The sequence below is a fragment of the Campylobacter ornithocola genome (assembly GCF_013201605.1).
Classification (GTDB): Bacteria; Campylobacterota; Campylobacteria; order Campylobacterales; family Campylobacteraceae; genus Campylobacter_D; species Campylobacter_D ornithocola.
In genome coordinates this window covers 394,009-418,528 of record NZ_CP053848.1, presented here as the reverse complement: position 1 = coordinate 418,528, position 24,520 = coordinate 394,009, and the positions used below count along the sequence as shown (strand labels likewise).

At 29.1% G+C, this 24,520-nt stretch carries 21 protein-coding genes; 11 read left to right on the top strand and 10 right to left on the bottom strand.

Annotation, left to right across the window (positions count from 1 at the left end; genetic code table 11):
- Positions 1-90: 90 nt before the first annotated feature.
- The 7 genes from CORN_RS02210 to mqnE are packed head-to-tail and all read right to left on the bottom strand — an operon-like array spanning position 91 to position 7,823.
- Complete coding sequence (locus tag CORN_RS02210; RefSeq protein WP_066007003.1) at positions 91-831, bottom strand: pilus assembly FimT family protein; 741 nt, start codon at positions 829-831, stop codon at positions 91-93.
- Positions 828-1,985, bottom strand: coding sequence for an ArnT family glycosyltransferase (locus tag CORN_RS02205; RefSeq protein ID WP_066007007.1), 1,158 nt, complete (start codon positions 1,983-1,985; stop codon positions 828-830). The genes CORN_RS02210 and CORN_RS02205 overlap by 4 nt, the downstream gene beginning before the upstream one ends.
- 6 nt (positions 1,986-1,991) lie before the next feature.
- Positions 1,992-2,525 (bottom strand): hypothetical protein, encoded by a 534-nt coding sequence (locus CORN_RS02200; protein WP_066007009.1) that lies wholly within the window; start codon positions 2,523-2,525, stop codon positions 1,992-1,994.
- A gap of 2 nt (positions 2,526-2,527) precedes the next feature.
- A complete protein-coding gene (locus CORN_RS02195) occupies positions 2,528-4,927 on the bottom strand; it encodes a molybdopterin-dependent oxidoreductase (RefSeq protein ID WP_066007010.1) in 2,400 nt (799 codons plus the stop codon).
- A 56-nt stretch (positions 4,928-4,983) separates the two neighbouring features.
- Positions 4,984-5,424, bottom strand: a complete 441-nt coding sequence (locus CORN_RS02190; protein ID WP_066007012.1) for a phosphoribosyltransferase — start codon at positions 5,422-5,424, stop codon at positions 4,984-4,986.
- 9 nt (positions 5,425-5,433) lie between these two features.
- Positions 5,434-6,750 (bottom strand): NCS2 family permease, encoded by a 1,317-nt coding sequence (locus CORN_RS02185; RefSeq protein ID WP_066007014.1) that lies wholly within the window; start codon positions 6,748-6,750, stop codon positions 5,434-5,436.
- Between the two features lie 8 nt (positions 6,751-6,758).
- A complete protein-coding gene (gene mqnE, locus CORN_RS02180) occupies positions 6,759-7,823 on the bottom strand; it encodes an aminofutalosine synthase MqnE (protein WP_066007016.1) in 1,065 nt (354 codons plus the stop codon).
- Between the two features lie 115 nt (positions 7,824-7,938).
- Between mqnE and CORN_RS02175 the strand changes: the two genes are divergently transcribed.
- The 6 genes from CORN_RS02175 (at position 7,939) to CORN_RS02150 (ending at position 16,007) form a co-directional block, all read left to right on the top strand.
- Positions 7,939-10,293 carry a hypothetical protein gene (locus CORN_RS02175; RefSeq protein WP_066007022.1) on the top strand — a complete coding sequence of 785 codons (2,355 nt, stop codon included), beginning with the start codon at positions 7,939-7,941 and terminating at the stop codon, positions 10,291-10,293.
- Positions 10,294-10,296: 3 nt separating this feature from the next.
- The gene (glmS, locus tag CORN_RS02170; RefSeq protein WP_066007024.1) at positions 10,297-12,096 is read left to right on the top strand and encodes a glutamine--fructose-6-phosphate transaminase (isomerizing); all 1,800 of its coding nucleotides are present in this window, start codon (positions 10,297-10,299) and stop codon (positions 12,094-12,096) included.
- 128 nt (positions 12,097-12,224) lie between these two features.
- The gene (fumC, locus tag CORN_RS02165; protein ID WP_066007026.1) at positions 12,225-13,616 is read left to right on the top strand and encodes a class II fumarate hydratase; all 1,392 of its coding nucleotides are present in this window, start codon (positions 12,225-12,227) and stop codon (positions 13,614-13,616) included.
- Between the two features lie 43 nt (positions 13,617-13,659).
- Positions 13,660-14,034: an HIT domain-containing protein gene (locus CORN_RS02160; protein WP_066007028.1), complete on the top strand. Its 375-nt coding sequence runs from the start codon at positions 13,660-13,662 to the stop codon at positions 14,032-14,034.
- A 436-nt stretch (positions 14,035-14,470) separates the two neighbouring features.
- A complete protein-coding gene (locus CORN_RS02155; protein ID WP_172663968.1) occupies positions 14,471-15,583 on the top strand; it encodes a DUF4153 domain-containing protein in 1,113 nt (370 codons plus the stop codon).
- Positions 15,584-15,632: 49 nt separating this feature from the next.
- The gene (locus tag CORN_RS02150; RefSeq protein WP_066007032.1) at positions 15,633-16,007 is read left to right on the top strand and encodes a DUF1090 family protein; all 375 of its coding nucleotides are present in this window, start codon (positions 15,633-15,635) and stop codon (positions 16,005-16,007) included.
- Position 16,008: 1 nt separating this feature from the next.
- Here CORN_RS02150 and CORN_RS02145 read toward each other — a convergent pair whose 3' ends face one another.
- The 3 genes from CORN_RS02145 to nadD are packed head-to-tail and all read right to left on the bottom strand — an operon-like array spanning position 16,009 to position 19,283.
- Positions 16,009-18,384: a tetratricopeptide repeat protein gene (locus CORN_RS02145; protein ID WP_066007034.1), complete on the bottom strand. Its 2,376-nt coding sequence runs from the start codon at positions 18,382-18,384 to the stop codon at positions 16,009-16,011.
- 10 nt (positions 18,385-18,394) lie between these two features.
- Positions 18,395-18,724 (bottom strand): ribosome silencing factor, encoded by a 330-nt coding sequence (gene rsfS, locus CORN_RS02140; protein WP_066007036.1) that lies wholly within the window; start codon positions 18,722-18,724, stop codon positions 18,395-18,397.
- Between the two features lie 13 nt (positions 18,725-18,737).
- Positions 18,738-19,283: a nicotinate (nicotinamide) nucleotide adenylyltransferase gene (gene nadD, locus CORN_RS02135; RefSeq protein WP_066007037.1), complete on the bottom strand. Its 546-nt coding sequence runs from the start codon at positions 19,281-19,283 to the stop codon at positions 18,738-18,740.
- Positions 19,284-19,342: 59 nt separating this feature from the next.
- Between nadD and gap the strand changes: the two genes are divergently transcribed.
- The 5 genes from gap (at position 19,343) to CORN_RS02110 (ending at position 24,509) form a co-directional block, all read left to right on the top strand.
- Positions 19,343-20,338: a type I glyceraldehyde-3-phosphate dehydrogenase gene (gene gap, locus CORN_RS02130; protein WP_066007039.1), complete on the top strand. Its 996-nt coding sequence runs from the start codon at positions 19,343-19,345 to the stop codon at positions 20,336-20,338.
- A gap of 1 nt (position 20,339) precedes the next feature.
- Positions 20,340-21,542, top strand: a complete 1,203-nt coding sequence (locus tag CORN_RS02125) for a phosphoglycerate kinase (protein WP_066007040.1) — start codon at positions 20,340-20,342, stop codon at positions 21,540-21,542.
- Positions 21,539-22,219, top strand: coding sequence for a triose-phosphate isomerase (locus CORN_RS02120; RefSeq protein ID WP_066007041.1), 681 nt, complete (start codon positions 21,539-21,541; stop codon positions 22,217-22,219). Before CORN_RS02125 ends, CORN_RS02120 begins: the two co-directional genes overlap by 4 nt.
- 3 nt (positions 22,220-22,222) lie before the next feature.
- A complete protein-coding gene (locus CORN_RS02115; RefSeq protein ID WP_066007046.1) occupies positions 22,223-23,857 on the top strand; it encodes a hydrogenase small subunit in 1,635 nt (544 codons plus the stop codon).
- A gap of 109 nt (positions 23,858-23,966) precedes the next feature.
- Complete coding sequence (locus CORN_RS02110) at positions 23,967-24,509, top strand: hypothetical protein (protein ID WP_066007048.1); 543 nt, start codon at positions 23,967-23,969, stop codon at positions 24,507-24,509.
- Positions 24,510-24,520: the final 11 nt, after the last annotated feature.

Below are 24,520 nucleotides of genomic sequence, written 5' to 3'. Positions count from 1 at the left end.
TAGATCTTTAAAAACTAAGGAGTTATCTATGAATGTTTGCTTTTACAAATGTAATTATGCTCTTTGATAGTTAATGTATGGAAACTAAAATTACATATTATCACAGTTTATGATTTTGTTATTTATTATCATTGATTGCTTGTTGTTTTGATCAAATTTAGGAATATGAGCATAACCACTTATGGGATTTATAACTATACATATATGTTGATCTTTGTTATTAGATAATCTTATAATACAATCATTGTTAAAAGATGCAAGTTTATCATAAATGCGTGTAGCATTTTTTAAAGGCGTATATAAGCGACCATAATCATCAAAAACTAAACGCGTACTTCCTTTGCAAACGCCTTCAAATAAAACCTTAGATATACCATAGGTTTTTTCTATATTATATTTTAAATTTGCTTTGAAATCATTTTGATTTATCACTCCACTTTGGCCTGAGTTCATTAATATATCAGGGTTGATAAGATCAACGGCTATTTCTCTGTCTTTATTAATCATATTTTTACCTATATTTGCATTTCCATCACCGTTTTTATCCAAGAAAATAGTATAAGTTTGCTCATTATTGGTAGCAGATTTAGAGCGTATAAAATATAGTTGCCATTTAGCCTTAAACCACTCTCGTTTAGCAATGTTAAAATCTTTTGCCCTAAAATCATTTTGCATTAAAGCCAAGTGTCTTGTGTATTTAATATCATTTAAAACTTGTTCAGCTCCCAAACGCAAGTAATCAGGTTTATAATAAACATAGCCCATAGAAAATAGTAAAGATAATATAATACAAACAAAAACTAGTTCTATTAAAGTAAAAGCTTGCTTCATTTTATAGAATAATAAACTTTATGCTTACCCAAGCTAACATATATCTTACTGGATTTTTTACTAGAATGAAGCTCTAGTTTGCCTTTAGAAATACCATAAAATTCAAGTCTTAAAGCTAGTTCTTTATCTTGAATGAAAATATGTGTGAGATTTTGTTGTTTTAAATTCAGAGCTAATTCTTTAGCTATGTGATAATCATAGGCAAAGTGCTTTTTAGGATCTTTCAATAAATAATAAAAACTTTGATTAAAAATAATACCAAGATAAAAAAATAATAAAAATACCAAAGAGCATTCTATAAAAATTTTATGTTTTAAACGTAGTTGTGGTATTCTTGAACGATAAGAAGACATTAAATAGCGAATTAGCAAGGGAGTGCAAACCACACAAAAAGGCAAAAAGTCTTCTAGAAAAAGTCTTTGTCTTATAGAAAAAATTAAACAAAAAACAAATGTAGTTGCACTAATAAACCATAAAAGTGGCTTATCATCTTGTAAAAGAATTCTATAAACAACATAAAAAAAATAAAGAAAAATTAAAGGTGAAAAACAAGCTGCAAAAATACCCAAAGTATCTAAAAAATACCCTTTAGGTTTTCCACTTGCATCAAACCCATAAACACTCATTGCAATAGCAAATAAAATCAAAGAACACGTGATAAGTAACTTATTCTTTTTATAAATAGCATAAAAGAAAAAAGACAAATATAAAATTGCAAAATTTCCATCTACAAAAATAACTAAAACTAATAAAATATAAAATAAAAAGATTTTCTTATATTCAAACAATACCAAAATTAAAAGCGTAAAAAATATTACTACACTAGATTCATTAACAAGTAAAGCACTAGCTACACTACCAGGAAGCAATATAAAAAGCACAACAGAAATAAAAGCATCAAAAGAAGTTTTAGTATATCTTAAAGCTAAAATATACAATAAAATACAACTTAAAGAATGCAATAAAATAAAAGGAAGTCTTAATCCAAAATCATTTTGACCAAAAAGAGCGGTACCGAATCTAGCGATCATAGCTATTAAGCTATGATCATAAAAATAAATCTGTGCTTCATTGTAACTTATAGACAAAGTGCTTATACCGTACAATAAAGCACAAAAATCAAAAAATAAAACGGCTAATAAATACCTTTTCATTTTTATTTAGTCAAGTTTTACAGGTCCATTGCTTGCATGAGATTGTAAAAATCTTAAAATTCTATCTTTTTCTGTATCAGTAATTTTCGCAAAGCCTTGCATAGCAGATAAATACGCATCCCATTCTTCCATCAAATGTTCTTTTGGCTTATGTGCCGCATGACAACTTGTACAAGTATCATAATAGGTTAATTCTATCTCATCCCAAGCAAGAATTTCTTGATCGGTTAAATCTTTACTTTTGACTAAAAACTCCATTTCAGTACTTGCATTTTTGGTATTTAAAGTAAGCAAAAGATAAATTCCATCTTTAGTATAAGCAAGACTTTTTGGATTTGATTCTACTACTTCACCTTTAACTTTAACTAAAGAATATTCACCTTCCTCTTTTATAAGCTCCACTTTGGAGCCTTCATAAATTGTTCCCACTGCTTTTTTGTCAGTGACATCTAAGAGATCTACTTTTTCATTAAAAATAAACATATCTTTGGCAAGCAAAACATTAGTCAAAAAAGTTAATGCTAATATAATTTTCTTCATTATTAAGCTCCTATAATTTCTGGTGGTGTAGTTGAATTATAAGGTTTTATAACTTCTTTTAGTTTTTTAACACCTACAAGACAAGTGTTTACACTTGTTGCTTGAGCCATAGTCGAAGTTGGTCTTGAACTTGTTAAAACATTTACATGACCTGCGTTACATCTTGGTTTATTATCACTTATATCTTCTGGATCGTACCAAGCACCTTCTTGAATACTAATAACTCCTTCCATGATATTGTCTGTTACAAAAGCACCCGCTAAAAGCGAACCACGATCATTATATACTTCTACAACTTCTCCATGAGCAATACCAAGTTTTTTAGCATCATTTGTATTAATCATCACGGGCTCTCTACCTTGAATTTTGTATAAATCTCTTACCCAAGTATTATCAAGTTGAGAATGCACTCTATATCTTGGATGCGGACTTAATAGATGGAAAGGATATTTTTTAACTAATTTTTCATTACCTAGCCACTCTGCAGGTTCAAACCAAGTTGGATGTGCTTTAAAATCATCTAAATTGTATTTTTCAAATTTTGGAGAGTAAATTTGAATTTTTCCACTTTCTGTTGCAAGCTTATTTACTACAGGATCAGCTCTAAATTCAGAATGTCTTACGAAACCATAAGCTTCTTTTGGAGTCTCAAAGTGGATAAAACCTTGTTTCCAAAAATCAGCAAATTCCATATAATAAGGACAATCACTTCTACCATAAAAACCTTCAAGCCATTGTTGTTTGGTTTTATTACCAGTGAATTTTTTATGCTCTCTCTCACCTATTCTTTTTGCTAATTCTTCAAAAATATCATAGTCATTTCTACTTTCAAAATAAGGTTCAATTACTTTTTTCATAGCATAAACATAATCTTGAGAATAAGAGCCACCAAAACTAATATCATCTCTTTCTAAAGTGGTAGTTGAAGGCAATACAATATCTGCCATTTTTGCCATAGGAGTCCACCATGGCTCATGTACGATTAGTGTATCAAGCGTTCTTAAAGCTTTGATAAGTTCATTTGTATTTGGATGGTGTCCTAAAATAGAAGCACCCACTACATACATGAGTTTAATTTTTGGATAAGTAATTTCCTTACCTTTAAATTTAATTGTTTTACCTGGATTTAAAATAGCTTCTGAAACTCTACTTGCAGGAATGTTCGTATCAAGATTATTTTTACCTTGTGGTAAACCTACTGGTAACCTTACACCTGAAAATGCTTGTCCTCCACCTGAATAATGCATTGAAAAACCAAAACCACCACCAGGTAAACCTACTTGACCTATCATAGAAGCTAAAACCATCAAAGTCCAATCAGCTTGTTCACCATGGTGTGCTCTTTGCATAGCCCAGTTGCCTGCTAAGAAAGTTCTATTTTTTACAAAAGTATCCGCTAAGCTTGTAATAACTTTTTCTTCAACTCCTGTGATATTTGCAGCCCAAGCTGGGGTTTTATCAATACCATCAGTTTTTCCAAGCAAATAAGGTAAAAATTTATCAAAACCATCAGTATATTTTTCAATAAATTTTTTATCATACTTCCCACTTTTATATAGATAATTCATCATACCAAGCATTAAAGCTACATCAGTGTTTGGACGAATTTTAATCCATTGTGCGTTTAAAATCTCTGCTGTTTGAGTGTATTGAGGATCTATGGTAATAAATTTGATATTTGATTTGCTGTATTTTTTATAGTATTCATCATTACCACGGTTTGCTACTTTAAAATCAATTTGATTACATTTATATAAATCAGCTCCCCATAAAACATAAACTTGAGTATTTTCTAAAATAATTTCATGTGAAGTTTGCAAAGAATAAACTTCCAAATCCCCCATAATGCTAGCATTTACTTTGCCAGCAGCACCATTGCTATATTCACCATCAGTACCTATATGACCACCTAAGGCAGTATTAAAAAATCTTCCAGCCACAGAATTACAATTATGCAATAAACCTACATGTCCCCAAGCACCATAACTTGCATTAAATAAATTTTCAATAGGAGTTTCCTTTAATTTCTGTAATACAAGTTCTAAAGCTTTTTCCCAACTTACCCTTACAAAAGGCTCTTTACCTCTTAACTTAGGTCTTTTTTTACCCTCTAGAAAACTTTTTCTAACACAAGGATATTTTACTCTAGTATCTGAATAAGTTCTATCGATAATAGCATCGGTAATAATAGAAGGATGTTTATCAGATTGTTGCGGCATAACTTTTACAAGCTTACCTTCTGAATTTACTTCTGCCCAAATAGCTCCAAAGTGGGTTGCATGAGGAATTTTTTTAGTATCATAAAATTTAGTTCCTTCACTTGCAGCTATTAAAGGATTAACTGAAGCAATTGCTGAAGTAGCAACAAATCCTTTTAGAAATTTTCTTCTTGTTAAACTCATTTAAAATCCTTTCTTTTAACAAAAATACGATTTCATTCTAGCATTTTTATATTAAATTAAATTTTAACACTCCAAAAAAAGTCAATCCACTCTTTAGCTTCTTTTATATAAAACTCAGGAATTAATAAAGCAGATGGTTTATAAAAAACGCTTGCTACTTTAAGATCTAAATGAGGATATTTTTCCATTAAAACTCTTTTTATTTCTATCATGGTTTCGCCACTATCTATAATATCATCTATCAAAAGAATTTTTTTATATAAACTAAGATCTGGAATATTAAAAATTTTAATCGTGTCTAGTTTTTGAGTATCTTCATAATGAATAGAATTTAAAGAAAATAAATTTCGATTTCCCATACCCTCTGCTAAAAAATGCCCTAAAGTCATACCACCTCTTGCTATGGCAAGTAAAACATCAGGGTTAAATTCCTCCTTGATTTTACGCGTAAAAGGGATGATTTCTTTTTGAAATTCTTCATAAGCATAATAATACATAATCACTTCCTATAAAAATTGTAATAAAAATACTAGCGATGAAATTGCACTTAAAACAATGATGCCAAGATTGATTTTATCAAACTCTTTTTGCATAATACGCATAAATAAATATGCAATAAAACCAAAAGCAAATCCGGTTGTGATAGAATAAGTTAGTGGCATCATAATAATAATAAAAAATGCACTCACTGCTATAGCTTTATCTTTAAAATTAATATTTGCAACTTCCATAAACATTAAAACTCCAACAAGCACCAAAATAGGATAAATAGAATTTGCAGGTATGGCTTTAAATACTGGCAGTAAAAATAAGGTAAAAACAAAACATACAGCAGTAACCAAAGCTGTAAGACCTGTTCTACCCCCTGCTTCTACTCCTGCTGAACTTTCCACAAAAGCAGTTACAGTAGAAGTTCCAATAACAGCCCCCATAGCTGAACTTGCAGCATCAGCACCTAAAGTTTTGCCTAACTTTTTCTCACCTTGCTTTGGATCATCAAAAATTTTTCCTCTTGATCCTACTCCAGTGATTGTACCTACACTATCAAAAAGCTGAGTAACAAAAAAAGTAAGTACTATAGGAATCATACTAAGTTCTAATGCACCTTTAATATCAAGCTTACCAAATATGACATTTAAACCATTTTCTCCACTGATAACTGGTAAAGATAAAAATTGCTCTGGAAACCTAGCTCCATCAACACCAAAAATCCAAGCACACAAAGCACTCACAAAAACAGCTAAAATAAAAGCTGCTTTAATTCTCCAAGCCCAAAAAACAAAAACTAAAAACAAGCCAAACAAGCCAAAAAGCACCTTTGTACTTGAAAAATCACCCAAACCCACCAAAGTCGCCTCACTTTTGGTGATAATCCCCATTTGCACAAACCCCATAAACGCTATAAAGGTTCCAATACCTGCAGATATAGCTTTTCTTAAATCATTTGGTATGCTTTTGATAACCCAAATTCTAAAATTAGTAAAAGATAATAAAGTAAAAACAATACCCGATAAGAATACTGCTCCCAAAGCGCTTTGCCAAGGAATTTGATAGGTATTACACACACTAAAGGTAAAATACGCATTTAGCCCCATACCCACACTCATAGCCACAGGAGTATTAGAGAAAAAAGCACTAAAAGTAGTGGCAATAATGGTTACCAAAGCTGTTGCAACAATTAAAGCTTCCAGTGGCATACCTGAATTGCTCATAATATTTGCATTAACTGGTATAATATAAATCATTGCTAAAAAAGTAGCAACACCTGCATAAATTTCAGTTTTTACATCAGTATTATGTTCTTTAAGTTTAAAAAAATCCATTTTTATCCTTAATAAGTTTTTAATTCATTATACAAACTATCACGTTCTATCGCTATATAGCCTGAGCTTTGAATCATTTCTACAAAAGTTTTTAAACTCAAGCCATTTGAACTTTTTGCCCCACCTGCACTTTGTATACTTTCTTTTTCTATAGTACCATCTAAATCATTTGCACCAAAATCTTGAGCTACCATAGCTAAATTTATACCCATGGTTGCCCAATAAGCTTTGATATTTTTAATATTATCAAGCACTATCCTTGCAATAGCCAAGGTTTTTAAAATTTCTACCGAACCAAGTGGTTTTTTACCTGTAATAAAACTATTATCTTGTTGCCAAACCAAAGGAATGAAAGCATTAAACCCACCGGTTTGATCTTGAAGATTTCTCAATCTTATCATATGATTAATTCTATTTTCTCTGCTTTCTATATGCCCAAAAAGCATTGTAGCGTTACTTTGTCTACCTTTTTCATGCCAAAGCTTATGAATTTTTAACCAATTTTCACTACTTACTTTACCATGACAAATTTTTTTTCTAACTTCCTCATCAAAAATTTCAGCCCCACCACCTGGCATAGAATCAACACCATATTCAAGCATTTTTTCTATCACTTCGTCATAGCTCATATTAAAAGCCCTGCTTAAAAAATCAATCTCAGCAGCAGTTAGGGCTTTAATATGTAAAAATGGATATTTTTCTTTAATCATTTTAAAAATCTCCAAATACCACTGCCATGAAGTGTTTTTATTGTGCGCTGAAACGATATGAATTTCTTTGGTATCTCTTAAAACTGTTTCATCGACTATTTTCATTATCTCTTCGTGGGACATAGTATAAGGATTGGGATTTTTCCTGTGTGCTGAAAAAGCACAAAATTTACAAGTATCTGCGCATATATTTGTAGGATTAATATGACGATTGATATTAAAATAAACCTTTTTACCGTGTAAATTAGTACGAATTTTTTGTGCATATTTACCTAAAGTAAAAAGCTCTAAATCCCAAAGCTTATTAGCTTCTTCTTCATTTAATCTTTCTTGATTTTCTAGTTTTTCTATAATTGTTTGCATATTCTTACCATTTTTTAAATTTAAATTACAATTATAATTTTAACTTACTTAAAATTTAATACAAAGTATTTTTGGTATGATACTAGTAAAATTAAATAAGGATTATTATCAAGTTATGGATATACAAAAAATTCAAAAATTAAAAAATTCTTTAAAAGATTACGAAGCTTATTGTTCTAGACTTTTTTTAAAACAAGGTTCGTTTAGTTTTTATCACTCTAAAGAAATTGATCGTTTTATAGAAGATGTTTATGAGCTTGTTTTAAATGATTTTTTTGATGATTATTTTCCACATAATGATAAATTCCCTTTTTGTATTATCGCTATTAAACAATATGCTAAAATGAATTTAAGTATAAAAGAAAATGTTGATTTATTGCTCATTTATAAAGATATAAAAGCTTATAATATCAAGCCTTTAATGAAAGCATTTATTGCTTCACTAAATGATATTAATTTAAATATCAATTATCAAATTTGTGAAATAAATGGACTTTACAATATAGCCAAAAATGAGCTAAAACAAAATATTTTACAATATCGTTATATTTGCGGTTCTAAAATTTTATTCAAACAAATCAAAGAAAAAATTTCTCAAGCTCAAGATGAGTTAAAAGAAGAATTTGCTTTGAAAATCTTGCAAGAATTTAACCCATATCATCAACCTTTAATCAAGCAAGAATTTGATATTAATAAAAATTTTGGCGGCTTAGATGAGCAACTTGATATAGAAAATTTAAGTATATTATTTAAAGATTCTCCTAAAAATTATATGCTTAATTTTATCAATGAAAAAGAATTAAGTGAATTTAAGCTTGCGAGTGATTTTTTATTTTCACTTAAATGTGCAATGAATCTTTTAGAAGGCAAAAATACCAATTTATTTTTAATACAAAATTCACAAGAACTTGCTAACTTGATGCAAAAAAAAGAAAAGAAAAATTTAGATCTTAAATCTATACTTATTCAAAAAGCTATGCAATGCATGCAAACTTGCGGAATTTATACGCAATTTTTAGCAAGGTGCATCCAAGAAAAACACTATAAAGATAGTAAGCTTTATGAAACACAAGATAGCTTTTTTACTTATTCTAGCAAAAGTGAAAGCCTAAGCTTGATATTAAATCAACTTTTAAAATTAGATGATAAAGATTATAATTTTGATATCAAACTCATTTTTGCATTAAAAAGAGCAGAAAATAAAGATGAAAATTTAGAATTATTCAAGAAAATTTTAGAAAGAAGACATTCTTTTGCTCTTTTAAAACTTCTTGCTGATGCTAATATTTTAAAAGATTTTTGCAAACCTCTTACTCAAAGTAAATTTTTACTCGAAGAAGAAGGTGTTTATAGCGCATTAGATAGAGCATTACTTTGCTTAAAATACTTTGAAGAAAAAGATTATGACTTTGATGAAAATACACTTTTAATAATAAAACTCACCATACTTTTAAGTGCTATTCATGAAGAAAATGAAATTTCTTTAGCAAATATTTACAGAGCTTATGTAGGAAAATTCCAAATTGATAATGAACTTCTAGATTTTGGCTTAAGATTATATAAAAATTTTAACGCTTTTAAAGACATTATAGAAAAAGAAGATATTTATAACTCCACTATAGTTTTAAATTTTATTTCCAAATTAAATGATATTAATACCTTAAAAACCTTACATCTTTTATCTTTTTGCAATGCTAAAGCTTTGGGTATAGAAAATCATTTTTATTATAAAAGTTTAGAAAGATTGTTTCAAAATGCGTTAGAAGGCTTTGAGGACGAGAATTTAATTGATGAGAGTCAAAGAAGAGTAAAAAAAGAACAAACCCTAAAAAGAAGTAAGGCTTTTTTAGATCTTGATGAGCAAACTCAAAATAATATCACTCATATTAAATCCAATCTCTTTTTTATAAAAAATAGTTTTGAAAAAATCATCAAAATAACACAAATTGCACAAAAAGAAAATTTTACTTTTTGGCTTGATAATCAAGATAATTTTACCCTAGAGCTTATAATGAATAGAAAAAACAATCTTGAAAATATACTCAATACTTTAAGTTCTTTAAATTTAATCTTTATGAGTTTCTTTGAATTATTTGATGAAAAAGTTTATTTGAAATTTGAATATTCAGATATAGTAAGCGATAATCAAAAACAAAGTTTAGAAAATTTACTTAATTCTAAATTACATTTAAAAGTACAAAAAAAGGCAAAAAAACCAAACATTAAAAAAGATGAATTAAAATTAGATATGAATTACTCCAAAAGCTATGCCAAAATAACCTTAAACACAAAAGATCAAAAAGGTTTGATGGCTTATGTGATGGATGTGCTTGTAAGATATGATATCATCTTAAGTGCAGCAAAAATTCAAACCATAAAAGAAAGAACGCGAAATGTTTTGATTTTGCATAAAAATGAAAGCTTGCAAGATCATAAAGATCAAATTCTTAAATCACTAATAAGCGAGTAGAAGATGTGTGGAATAGTAGGATATATAGGAACCAAAGAAAAGAAAAAAATCATACTAGAAGGCTTAAAAGAGCTTGAGTATAGAGGTTATGATAGTGCTGGTATAGCAGTAATGAAAGATGGGGAATTAGACTTTTTTAAAGCGGTTGGAAAATTAGAAAATTTAGCTAATAAAACTGCTAATTTTAATAGTGATGGCTTTGGGCTTGCTATAGGCCACACGCGTTGGGCAACTCATGGAAAACCAACTGAAATAAACGCTCATCCACATTTAGGACAATACTCTTGCGTAATACATAATGGAATCATAGAAAATTACCAAGAATTAAAAACAAAACTCACACAAGAAGGTATTAATTTTCTAAGTCAAACTGACACTGAAGTTATTGTACATTTGTTTGAATACTATGCAAGTAATTTAGAACCATTTGAAGCTTTTAAAAAAACTATAGCTGAACTAAAAGGTGCTTTTGCAATCTTGCTTGTAAGTAAAAAAGATCCGAATACAATTTATTTTGCTAAAAATGCAGTGCCACTCATCATCGGAAAAAATGGCGATGAAAATGAATATTATTTTGCATCAAGTGAAGCGCCATTAGTTTCTTTAGTGGATAAAGTAGCTTACCTTGAAGATGGAGATTATGGATATGTTAATTTAAACGAATGTAAAATTTGCCATGATCAAGCATGCATTCAACCTACTTTTGTAACTCTAAGTCAAGATAAAAGTTTTGCCCAAAAAGATGGTTATAGATTTTTTATGGAAAAAGAAATTTATGAACAAAGCAGGGTTTTAGGTGAAGTGCTAATGGGACGCTTACAAGGTGAACAAGTCATTTTTGAAGACATAGATGAAGCGCTTTTAAAAAATATAGATGAAATCACACTTTGTGCTTGTGGTACGAGCTATCATGCTGCTTTAAGTGGAGCTTATTTACTTGAAAGACTTGCAAAAATTAAAACTAAAGTTGAAGTAGCTAGTGAATTTAGATATAGAGAAGCTATTGTAAGCAAGAACACTCTTTTTGTAGTAATCTCTCAAAGTGGTGAAACAGCTGACACATTAGAGGCTTTAAAAATAGCAAAAGCACAAGGTGTTAAAACTTTAGCAATATGTAATGTAGATAATTCTAACATAGTACGTTTAGCTGATATATCATTGCTTACTAGGGCAGGTATTGAAAAAGGTGTAGCATCAACTAAAGCTTTTGCCACTCAAGTTGCGACTTTATGGATGCTTGCAATTTATCTTGCACAAAAAGCAAATTTAGATATGAGCAAAGAAATTAAGGCTCTAAGAAGCTTGCCAGGTATAGTTAAAGTCGAGCAAAGCTTGCATGAAAAAGTACATAGAATTTCAAAAAGATATCTACACGGTCATGGCTTTTTCTTTATAGGAAGAGATGTGTTTTATCCACTAGCTTTAGAAGGGGCTTTAAAATTAAAAGAAATTTCATATTTACATGCCGAAGGATACCCAGCAGGTGAAATGAAACATGGACCTATAGCTTTGGCAGATAGCGAACTTTTTACTGTCGCTTTAATGCCTCAAAATTGCCTTTATGAAAAAACAAAATCAAATGTAGAAGAACTTGTTGCAAGAGATTCTACCTTGCTTGCTATCTCTCCACTTGATTTTGATTTAAGCGATGATTTTATAAAAACTTCAAAACAAGAACACTATATGTGTGAATTTTTTGAAATGATGGTGATTTTACAGCTTCTAGCTTTAGAAGTTTCTATAAGACTTGGCAATGACGTAGATATGCCAAGAAATCTAGCGAAAAGTGTTACTGTAGAATAATATCTTGTGTAGTTTTTCAAAACTACACTTTTCTTCAAAAATTTTATAAATATTTTTTAAATTATAAGCAAACTTTAGGGTTTTTTTGGTTTAAATATCAATATCTTATTTTATTACAAGGAAAAGTCATGGAATATAGAATCGAACACGATACTATGGGAGAGATTAAAGTTCCTAATGATAAATATTGGGGTGCGCAAACTGAAAGAAGTTTTGAAAATTTTAAAATTGGTTGTGAAAAAATGCCAAAAGTTTTAATTTATGCTTTTGCAAATCTTAAAAAATCTTTGGCTTTAGTAAACAATAAACTTGGAAAACTAGACGATGCTAAAAAAAATGCCATTGTGCAAGCTTGTGATGAAATTGTAGCAGGAAAATTTGATGATAACTTTCCACTAGCAATATGGCAAACAGGTTCAGGCACGCAAAGCAATATGAATATGAATGAAGTTATAGCAAATCGTGCTACTGAAATTATGGGTGGAGATTTTAGAAAAGAAAAACTTGTCCATCCAAACGATCATGTGAATATGTCTCAAAGTTCAAATGATACTTTTCCAACTGCCATGAGTATAGTTTCAGTAGAGCAAGTAGAAAAAAAACTTATTCCTGCTTTAGATGAGCTTATTGCAACTTTCGAAAAAAAAGTAAAAGAATTTGATGGAATTATTAAAATAGGAAGAACCCATCTTCAAGATGCAACACCGCTTACACTAGCTCAAGAATTTAGTGGATATCTTTCTATGTTGCTTCATTCAAAAGAACAAATCATTGCTTCTTTACCTACACTAAGAGAACTTGCAATAGGTGGTACCGCAGTTGGTACAGGATTAAACGCTCATCCAGAACTTAGTGAAAAAGTGAGTGAAGAATTAAGCAAACTTTTAGGTACTAAATTTGTTTCAAGTCCAAATAAATTTCATGCATTAACAAGTCATGATGCGATTAATTTTACTCATGGAGCTATGAAAGGCTTAGCTGCAAATTTAATGAAAATAGCAAATGATATTAGATGGCTAGCAAGCGGTCCTAGATGTGGTCTTGGGGAGTTAAATATACCTGAAAATGAACCTGGAAGTTCTATTATGCCAGGCAAGGTCAACCCTACTCAATGTGAAGCTTTAACCATGGTTGCGGTACAAGTTATGGGAAATGATGCGGCTATTGGTTTTGCAGCAAGTCAAGGAAATTTCGAACTTAATGTATTTAAACCTGTTATCATTTATAATTTCCTGCAAAGCCTTGATTTATTAGCTGATGCTATGCATTCATTTAATATCCACTGTGCTGTAGGTATAGAACCAAATAAAGAAAAGATTGATTTCAACTTGCATAATTCTTTAATGTTAGTAACTGCATTAAATCCACATATTGGTTATGAGAATGCGGCTAAAGTAGCAAAAAATGCTCACAAAAAAGGTATTTCTTTAAAAGAAAGTGCTATGGAGCTTGGCTTAGTAAGTGAAGAAGACTTTGCTAAATTTGTAGATCCTACAAAAATGATAGGACCGAAAAAATAATCAAAAGACTAGGAAATTATCCTAGTCTTTTTTAAGAGTTAATATGATTTATGAAAATGATTTTTTATTTATAGAAAAAGAAAATTCTCAAATTCCTTGGGTAAAAATTTTTACTAAAGAAAACTACAAAGAATTAAGCGATTGTCCAGCTTTTTTACAAAATATGCTTTTTCAGTATGTTTTAGCCTGTGAATTAAGTCTTAGAAAATATTACAAGCCAGAAAAAATCAACATAGCTTCCTTTGCAAACTATGTGCCAAGAGTACATTTTCATGTTATGGCAAGATTTAAAGAAGACGCGTTTTTTCCAGAATGTATGTGGGGAAAACAACAAAGAGAGATCAAAAATTTACATTTACCTGATTTTAAAGGATTTATATCTATTTTACTTGAGCAAATAAAAAATACTCATGTTTAAAAAATTTATTAATTCTACCTATTTAGCTCTATTATATCATCCACTTGGGGCAATTTTTTACTTATGCTTTTGGCTTTTTATAGCATTTTTTTATGATTCATATCAAACTAGCATTCTCTTACTTTTAACCTTATTTATAATTTTTTGCGAAACATTTGCTAACACAAAAAGCAATTTAATTCAAAATTATAAAAGCCTGAAAAATTTATGGGTTGGATTTTTTGGACTAATTTTTTATATATTCTTAAATTTTATCTTTAAAGACAATAAAGAAAATTATTTAATATTTCTTACCAACAGCACCTTGTATATTTCTTTAACAACAGCTCTTGTAGCTTTACTATGTGCAAGAAAATTATATGATTTTAATTATTTTCATAATTTTTTAGCCGCCCTTTCTTTTAGTATAAGCTTTTGGCTGATTTTTGGTATATTTTTGGCTATATTTTATGGTTCGTTTGATTTTTTATTTGATATTTCTTCAAGTATGTTAGATTCTTATGTTCTATCATTATGGCTTTTCAGTGCTGGAATTTTTTCTTTATTTTTACTTGGTAATTTTACTTCATATAATTTTAATAAAATTTTTATATTTATACTAAACACTTTTAGTATTTTATATATAATCATGCTTTTTGCTTATGGTCTTGGAGTGTTTTTTAATCTTTTAAAAAATCTTAGTATAGTTCATTTATGTCTTTGGTTTGGTAATTTTTTATTAATTAATCTTTGGATAAATTTATCTTTTTATAAAATCAAAAAAGCACTGCTCTATGCCTTTTTTATTGTAGTGCTATCATTAAATCTTTTCGTATTTTATGCTATTACAATTAGAATTTTACAATATGGTTTTACACCTGAGCGTTTAGCAGTATTGACTTTAAATTTATGGCTTTTAATCGCAAATTATCTAAGCGTGTTTAAACAAAAAATAGCATTAAAATTTTCTTTTTATATACTTGCGTTTATGGCACTATTTTTAGGATTTTTTGCAAATTACATAAGTTTTTCTTCGCAAAAATACCAACTACAAAAATTAGAAAACTTTATATATTCTTTAGAACTTGACTATACTCAAAGCAAACAATACTATGAGCAAATCAAAAATATCAAAAATACCCTACATAACCTTGATAAAAATTACAATAACAACTATAGTTTTGATGATTTTTTAAAAACTTATAATCTAACTCATTTAAAGCCACAAAAAATAAAATTTCATAATATGTCCAAAAAATTCCATCCAAAATACACCAAATTAAAAGAAAATTATGATGAAGTATTATTTGATTTTATTGCCAATACAAGTGATTTTAAATATTCCATAAAAATTAATGATAATACTTTATATTTTTTACTTCAAGAAAAAGAACTTTTAAAGCTTGAAAGTTTTGATAAAACCCTAAAAAATTATCAGAAAAATTCACAATTAAACTATAAACTTAATAATGGCTCATCTTTGATTTTTATCCCTTTGGAATTTAATATCAATATAAAAGGTCAAATAACTTTTTTCAAAACTCATATTTTTATTAAAAATAACAAATAAATTATTTAATATAATAAACTAAAATATCAAAAAAAGAAAGGTTTAAACTATGAAACAGTTGTTGTTTTTACTTGCACTTTGTTCATTTGCATTTTCTACACAATGCGAGGTTAAAATAGAGCAAATTCAAAAAGAAATAGCTTATGCTAAAAATTACAATCATCAAGAAAAAGCCTTAAGTTTAGAACTAGCTTTAAAAGAAGTTCAGGCAGATTGTGCAAAAGACCCTCTTTTTTATGATAAAAAATTAGAGGCTAAAAAACTTAAAGAACAAGAAGTAGAAAAAATCGAACAAGAATTAAAAGAATTAAAAAAACAAAAAGATTATATGAGTAAAGCAGAATATAAAAGCAAAAAAGAAGCTTTAAAAGATAAAAAAGATAAAATCAAAAAAGAGATTAAAGAATATATAGACAATCTCTAATTTAATTCCAAATTTTCCACCATTTTTTGGTTTTTGCATTTACTTTTTGCATTAAAATATTTTGATATTTTAATGCCTCTTCGTGTCCTGAATCTAATTTTAAAAGTTCATTAGTAGTTTCTAATGCTTTTTCATATTCTTGCAATTGTTCTAAACATTGAATTTTCCCAACAAGAGCATCAGTATTTTCGCTAGTAATTTTCAAACAATCCTCATAACAATTTATAGCATCATCAAATTCACCTAAATTTCTTAAACACTCTGCTTTATAATAATGTGTCCAGTTTTGACTTTCATCTAAATTTAAAGCCATATTAAGATATTTTATAGCTTCTTTAAAATCTTGCGAATACACTTTAACTGCACCCATAAAATGGTAACACTCATATGATTTTGGCTCAAGCTCACTTGCTTTTTTTGCTGCTTCAAAACTTTCATCATATTTTCCTAAAAAGCTTAAAATTTGTGCTTTTTCTATCCAATACTCACCAATATCATCAATTATTTTTAAGCATTCATTGATATCTTTTAAAGCTTCGTTGTATCTTTCAAGATTTCTTTTACATTTTGCTCTATGAAAATACGATTCATCATCCTCTTCATTACTTAAAATCACACTATCATAACATTTTATAGCTTCTTCAAACATATAAATATCTTCATAACAAAGTCCTTTATAATACTTTGCACCATTATGGTTTTTATCAATTTTTAAAGCCTTATTTAAATCTTCTATAGCTTCTTCTTCTAAACTTAAATTATATTTAGCAATTCCTCGCCAAAAATAAAGCTTAAAATTATTTTTATCCACTTTATGTGCTGCGTTACAATAAGCTATTAATTCTTCATAAGACTCAAGCTCTTTTGCACAATATGCTCTTTCAAATAATACATCTTTTAAATCGATATAGTCTTTATATGTTTTTATAAGCTCATTATATTCATCTATAGCTTCTTGAAATCTTTCAAGCTTGCTTTTAATCCAAGCTCTTTGAGAAAGGGAATTAGCATAATCTTTAGTATTATTTTGTTTTTTATAATATTTAACAGCTAGCTCGCTATCTTCTAAAGCCTCCTCATATTTTTCAAGATCAGATTTTAAATAAGCCCTATTAAAAAACACATCAGGATATTCTTTTTGATATTTCAAAGCTTTTTCATAACTTATCAAAGCTTCATCATATTTGTCTATCTCATATAAGCTATTACCTAAATGATAAAAACCATAAGGAACTGCATGTTCAAGTTCTGCTAATTCTGATGGAGTAAAATCATGCTTTTTTGCTCTTTCTTGATAATATTTAGCTGCTAAATCAAAATCTTCTATAGCATCTTCAATCATTTTTAGATTAATCTTAGTATTACCTCTATTAATATAAGCTTGGATATATTCTTCATAAAGCTCAATTGTTTTATCGTAATACTTCAAAGCTTGCTCATAATCTTCTAAATCATACAAAACTCTAGCCAATGCAAAACATGGATATTGTAAATTTTCATCTAATTCGATTGATTTTTTAAAAGCATCTATTGATAATTCTATCTTTTCTAAGTCTTTATAAATATGTCCCAAAATCAAATATGCCATTGCATTTTCATTATCTAGTTCAATAGATTTTAAGCAATCTTGCAAAGCTCCTTCTAAATCATCGACTTTACGTTTATTATTAGCCCTTTTATAATACGCATCAGCAAAACTCTCATCTTGCTCAATCATCTTAGTAAAAAATTCTATAGCTTTTTGATAATCTTCTAAATTCTCATAAGCTACCCCTTGATAATAAAAAATCTGCGAGGATTCAAAGCCTAAATCTTGGGATTTTTTAAAATCAATCAAAGCTTGTTTTGGATCAACACTAAGCAAGGCAATAGCTCTGGTATAATAAGCAATATGATATTCTGGAGCTAAATCAATACAAATTTGCAAATCTTTTAAAGCTTTTGCATGTTCATCTAAAAGTATATAAATTCTAGCTCTATTAAAATATGCTAAATAATACGCATTATCTAGTGCTATAGTTTTATTAAAAGCTAAAAGTGCTTCTTGTAATAAATCTAACTTAAAATTACACAAACCCAAAAGATTAAACAAAAATACATTACTAGAATCAAACTCTACAGCTATAGTTGCATCTTCAAGCGCTTCTTGAAATTTCAAACAATTAAATCTACAAAATGCTCTATTATGATAAGCTTCTAAGAGCAAACGCTCTTTATCCTCATCATCTATAAAAATCATTTTACCATCTTGAGCAAGCGTAATTTCACCTTTGCAAAAAGCTATAAGCTCACTTAAAATCTCATCGCATTTTTCAAATTCTGAATTTTCAAAATATTCTTTAGCTAAATCTGATAACTCAGTAATTAAATTATCCAAATCTTTTTTCCTAGTTTTGATTTTCTTTGTTTAAACTTTTTAAAAATTCTTCTATATTATATTTTGCTCTATAAGTTTCACTCATTAGATGAATCAAAATGTCTCCTAAATCAAGCACAGTCCACTCTTCACTACTTTCTATATTCAAAAACTTCTCGCCTTTGCTTTTAAGATTAGTTTTTAAATCATCAATCAAAGAAAGCGCATGCCTTTCTCCCATAGTAGTAGCAATTACCACAAATTTAACAAAATAATCTTTATCTTGCATGTCAAAAGTTTCTATTAAATCTGCTTTTTTATCATCTAAAATTTGCACTATATTATTAATTCTTTCTTGCATTATTTTCCTTTTGTTAAATATTTTTAAATTTAGAATAATAAAGCTTAACTTCTTCTTTGATTTTCTCACAAACTTGTGATGTTTGCAATGTTTGCCTTATAAAAGAAGAAGAAATATCTACTTTAGTATCTAAGGTTTTAAAATGTTTTGGTATAAAAATATCATCTCTTTTAGCTACAACAAATTCTACCAAATTTTGCAATCTTTCAAATTCATGCCATTTTTCAAGACTTTGCAAATGATCAGCTCCCAAAATAAGATAAAATTTAGAAATTTCATATTGTTTATACAAAAAATCAACACTTTCTATACTAGGTACAGGTCTTTGTTTTTTTATTTCAAAATCACAAATTTCAACTTTTTCTAAACCTCCCCAAATCATCTCACACCATTTTAAGCGTCTTTGCTCATTTGCAGTAAATTCTTGCTTAAAAGGGCTAATAAAAGTTGGCATAATAATGAGTTTATCAAGCTCTAAATTTGCTAGCGCATTAAAGACTATAGCATTATGCCCTAAATGAGGTGGATCAAAACTGCCACCAAAAAGTGCGATTTTCATTAAAATTTAACCTTTTTTTAGTAGAATTTTACCTACTTAATCATAAAAAGGAAATGAAAATGGCTGTAAAAGTTGCAATAAATGGTTTTGGACGCATTGGAAGATGTGTTGCAAGAATTATCATGAAACGCGATGATATTGAACTTGTAGCAATTAACGATACCACTGATATTGAACTCACAAAATATCTTTTTAAATACGACACTGTTCATGGAGTATATGATGGTAGTGTTGAAAATGAAAATGATGATTTAATAATTGATAACAAAAAAATAAAAGTTTTAAAAAGTAGAAGTGTAGCAGATTTAGACTTTGCAAAATATGGCGCACAAATTGTTTTAGAATGCACTGGTGCACACTTAACTATGGAGAAATGCCAAGGATTTCTAGATCATGGAGTGCAAAAAGTTATTATGAGTGCACCTGCAAAAGATAAAACTCCAACTTATGTTTTAGGAGTAAATGCACATGAATATAAAGGTGAAAGTATCATTTCAAATGCAAGTTGTACTACAAACTGCTTAGGTCCAATTTGTAGAGTTTTGCAAGATAATTTTGGCATAGAAAAAGGTTTAATGACTACTATTCATGCATATACAAATGGACAAAGTATTATTGATGCAAAAGCAAGAGACAAAAGAAGATCACGCGCTGCTGCTCAAAACATCATCCCTACTTCAACTGGTGCAGCAAAAGCTATGAAACTTGTTATGCCTGAGCTTGATGGAAAACTACACGGTCAAAGTATGCGTGTGCCTGTGGCTGATGTATCAACCGTGGATTTAACTGCAACTTTAAAGAAAAAAGTAAGTAAAGAAGAAATCAACGAAGCCTTTAGAAAAGCGGCTGCTAGTAATTTAAAAGGTATATTATTGGTTGATGATGAAGAAAGAGTTTCAAGTGATTTTATAACTTGCTCTTATGGTGCAATTGTAGCAAGTGATTTAACTCAAGTAATTTGTGATGATTTTGTTAAAGTGGTTGCTTGGTATGATAATGAATGGGGATATTCTTCTCGTTTAGTAGATATGGCAGTATTCGTAGCAAAGGCTTAAGATGAGTAGTATTTTATCAATTAAAGATATTGATCTTGCAAAGAAAAAAGTATTTATTAGATGTGATTTTAATGTTCCTCAAGATGAGTTTTTAAATATCACCGATGATCGCCGTATACGTTCGGCTATCCCTACTATAAGATATTGTTTAGATAATGGTTGTGCAGTTATTTTGGCTTCACATTTAGGGCGTCCAAAAGAAATAGCTTCAAAATATTCTTTAGAACCGGTTGCAAAAAGACTTGCACGTTTAATGACCAAAGAAGTCGTCATGGCTAAAGATGTTATAGGTGAAGATGCAAAGAAAAAAGCTAGTGAATTAAAGTCAAGTGAAATTTTACTTTTAGAAAATTTACGCTTTGAAAAAGGTGAAACTAAAAATGATGAAAACTTAGCTAAAGAACTTGCTTCTATGGCTGATGTTTATATTAATGATGCTTTTGGAGTTTGTCACAGAGCTCATGCTAGCGTTGAAGCTATCACTAAATACTTTGATAATACAAACAAGGGCGCAGGTTTTTTACTCCAAAAAGAAATAGAATTTGCAAGCAATCTTATTAAGCACCCTGCGCGTCCTTTTGTTGCGGTAGTAGGTGGTTCTAAAGTAAGTGGGAAATTACAGGCTTTGACTAACTTGCTTCCAAAAGTAGATAAATTAATCATAGGTGGAGGTATGGCATTTACTTTCTTAAAAGCTCAAGGTTATGATATAGGGAATTCTCTTTTGGAGGAGGATTTAATTGAAGAAGCAAATAAAATCTTACTCAAAGGTAAAAATCTAGGGGTAAAAATTTATCTTCCTGTGGATGTTACAGCAGCGCAAACTTGCTCTCAAGAAGCAGTGATGAAATACACCCCTGTGCAAGAAATTCCTGCAGGTTGGATGGGACTTGATATAGGTCCTGCTAGTGTAAGGTTATTTAAAGAAGCACTTTCTGATGCTCAAACTATTTGGTGGAATGGACCTATGGGGGTTTTTGAAATCGATAAATTCTCAAAAGGTAGCATTAAAATGAGTCATTATATTAGCGAATCTCACGCAACAACAGTGATAGGTGGTGGCGATACTGCTGATGTTGTAGCAAGAGCAGGTGATGCTGATGAGATGACTTTTATTTCAACCGGTGGCGGAGCATCATTAGAGCTTATAGAAGGAAAAGAACTTCCTGGTGTAAAACCTTTAACCATAAAGGATAATGAATGATTTTTGCAGCAAATTTAAAGTGCAATCACACAAGATCAAGCTTTGAACTTTATGCTCAAGAATTAAATCAAAAACTTAATCATGAAGATGAAGTTTTCATCTTCCCTCCTAGTATAGCTTTTTTAAAAGAAAATTTTTCTTTCCACCTAGGAGCTCAAAATTTCTATCCTTGTGAAAATGGGGCTTATACGGGAGAAATAGGTAAAATTCACTTAGAAGAGTTTAATATAAAAAGTGTTTTAATCGGTCATTCTGAAAGAAGAGCTTTAAATGAAGATGAAAGCTTTTTAAAAGCTAAATTTGATTTTGCAAAAAATCTTAATTTTAATATTATTTATTGTATAGGCGAAAGTTTAGAAAATAAAAATACTAACAAAAGCTTGGATTTTTTAAAAAAACAAATTGAAAATATTGACTTATCTTATAAAAAACTTATCATAGCTTATGAGCCTATTTATTCTATAGGCACAGGAGTAAGTGCTAATCTTGATGATATCAACACCATACTTAATTTTTTAAGGGAATTTACCAAGTCTAAGCTTTTATATGGTGGAAGTGTTAATCAAAGCAATATTAAAGAAATTTGTGCCTTAAAAAATTGCGATGGAGTGTTAATAGGTTCAGCAGCACTAAAAGCGAATGATTTTTTAAATATGATAAAAATAGCTAAGGAATAAAAAATGCCTTTAAGTAATGAAGAACTAAAAAATATACTAGAGCATAAAATTACTTTATTAGAAAATTCACAAAAAAAAGAAAAAAATATCTCTATAGAAGCAGTAAATTCCATTATCAAAGTTTTGGGCTTACCTAATAATTTTAGCCCTTTAGCTCATAGATATTTTCAACTCCACACCCCTCCTAGCCTTATATGGCTTCATTTAAGCGAATGCACAGGATGCAGTGAGAGTTTGCTTAGAACTTCATTACCTGACTTTTTGGATTTAATTTTTGATTTTATTTCTTTAGAATACCATGAAACCTTCATGAGTGCTAGTGGATACCAAGCAGAATTACATTTAGAAGAGGTTTTGGAAAAAAAAGACTTTCTTTTGGCTGTTGAAGGTGGAGTTTGTGCTATAGATCCATTTTTTCTAACCATAGGAGCACACGGAGAAAATGGATATGAAATTTTACAAAAATGTGCCAAAAATGCCAAAACAATCTTTGCTATGGGAACTTGCTCAAGCTATGGAGGAATTCAAGCTGCACACCCAAACCCCACCAAAAGCATAGGAATTTCTAAAGTTTTAGAAGAAAAAGTAATCAATATACCAGGTTGTCCTCCAAGTGATGTAAATATCATTGCAGCACTTTGTTTTTATGTATTATTTGAACAAGATATGGCTTTAGATGAACAAAATAGACCTTTAACCTTTTATGGAAAATGTTTACATGATTTATGCGAAAGAAAAGCTAAATTTGAAGCAGGTAATTTTGCACAAAGTTTTGATGATGAAAATATAAAACAAGGTTATTGTCTTTTTAAAGTGGGTTGCAAAGGACCTTATGTTTATAATAATTGCCCTAAGGTTAAATTTAATTCTAAAACCTCTTGGCCAGTAGCTGCAGGACATGGTTGTATTGCTTGTAGTGAAGAGAATTTCTGGGATGATTTTGGTTTTTATGAAAAACCTATGAGTAATGAATTTGCTTATAATGATTTTTCTATTATATTAGATGATAAAATCGTTTACAATAGCTCTATCAACGAACTTAATTCAGATAATATTTTACTAGATTTAGAAAGTGATATTAGCGGGATTTTTTATCAAAATGAAATAAAATCTAATTTTTTAGATTTTAGCTTTGAAGTCAATCCTAAAGTTTTCTTAAATAATTTTGCCAAAACCAAAATGGCTATGACTTTAGTGCAAAATTACCAAGAGCAATTTAAAACATATTATGATTTTATACAAGAAAATTATGATGATGAAAGCAAAATTAGCAATAATATCTTAGATTTATTTTATTTTATCTATCCATTTATTAGCGGAAAAAAATTAAACCATTTAGATGAGTTTTTAGATCTTGCTTTAACTTATAAGTTTAAACATCCTAGCAAATTTGATTTTAAAACCACAATTAATGAACAAGCAAAGCTTGATGTTTCCAAATCACTACGTATGCCTTTAATTTATATTTTAGGTGGTTTAGATAAAGAAGCTATTGCTTTTGGCTTAATCTTTTCTTTAAAAGAGCACTTAAAACAAGCTTTGAAAGCATGCAAGAACACACACAATAAAAAACAAGTTCTAATACACTCAAACCATGAAAAATTACTAAAATTGTTTTGGGATTTAGAGAGCATTTAATGACTTAATGCTAAAATGTTGAAAATTCGCAAAAACTATAAATTTGTGAATTTGTTTAAAATTTAGTTATTTTGACGATATATCTTTAACTTAACCTGAAAGGAATGTTGTGCAAATTTCTAGTTATAATTCTCAAAATTTTTCTATGGATATTAAAACAAAAAATGGAAATCATCTTTCTTTTTCCATGTATGATAAAAAAGAAGCAAAACTAAATAAGGAAGATAATTCTACTTCTTTAAGCCTAAGAAATCAATTTGGTTTTTCATTTTCATATACTGGAACCAAACTTTCACAAGAAGAAATTGAAGAGATAAAAGAGACAGTAGCTAAAATACAACCTCAAATTGATGAATTTATGAAAAACTCAAGAGTGGGTACTTTAAAACCAAAAGAGCTTATCACAACTGCAATGAAAATTGGCAATGCCCTGCCTGAACCAAAAGACGAAGAGCATAAAAAAGCAACTTTACATGAACTATTTAACACTATGGATAAAAGTTTAAATAAAGAAATAGCAAAAACAGATCTTGAAGATATTAAAAAGCAAATTTTTCAAGATAGTGCTAAATTATTGGAAGAAATTTGGGAACAATACAATAAACAAGATCAAAAAAAAAGAAATAATAAAGAATTTGGATTTTATGCTTAAACAAGGAAATA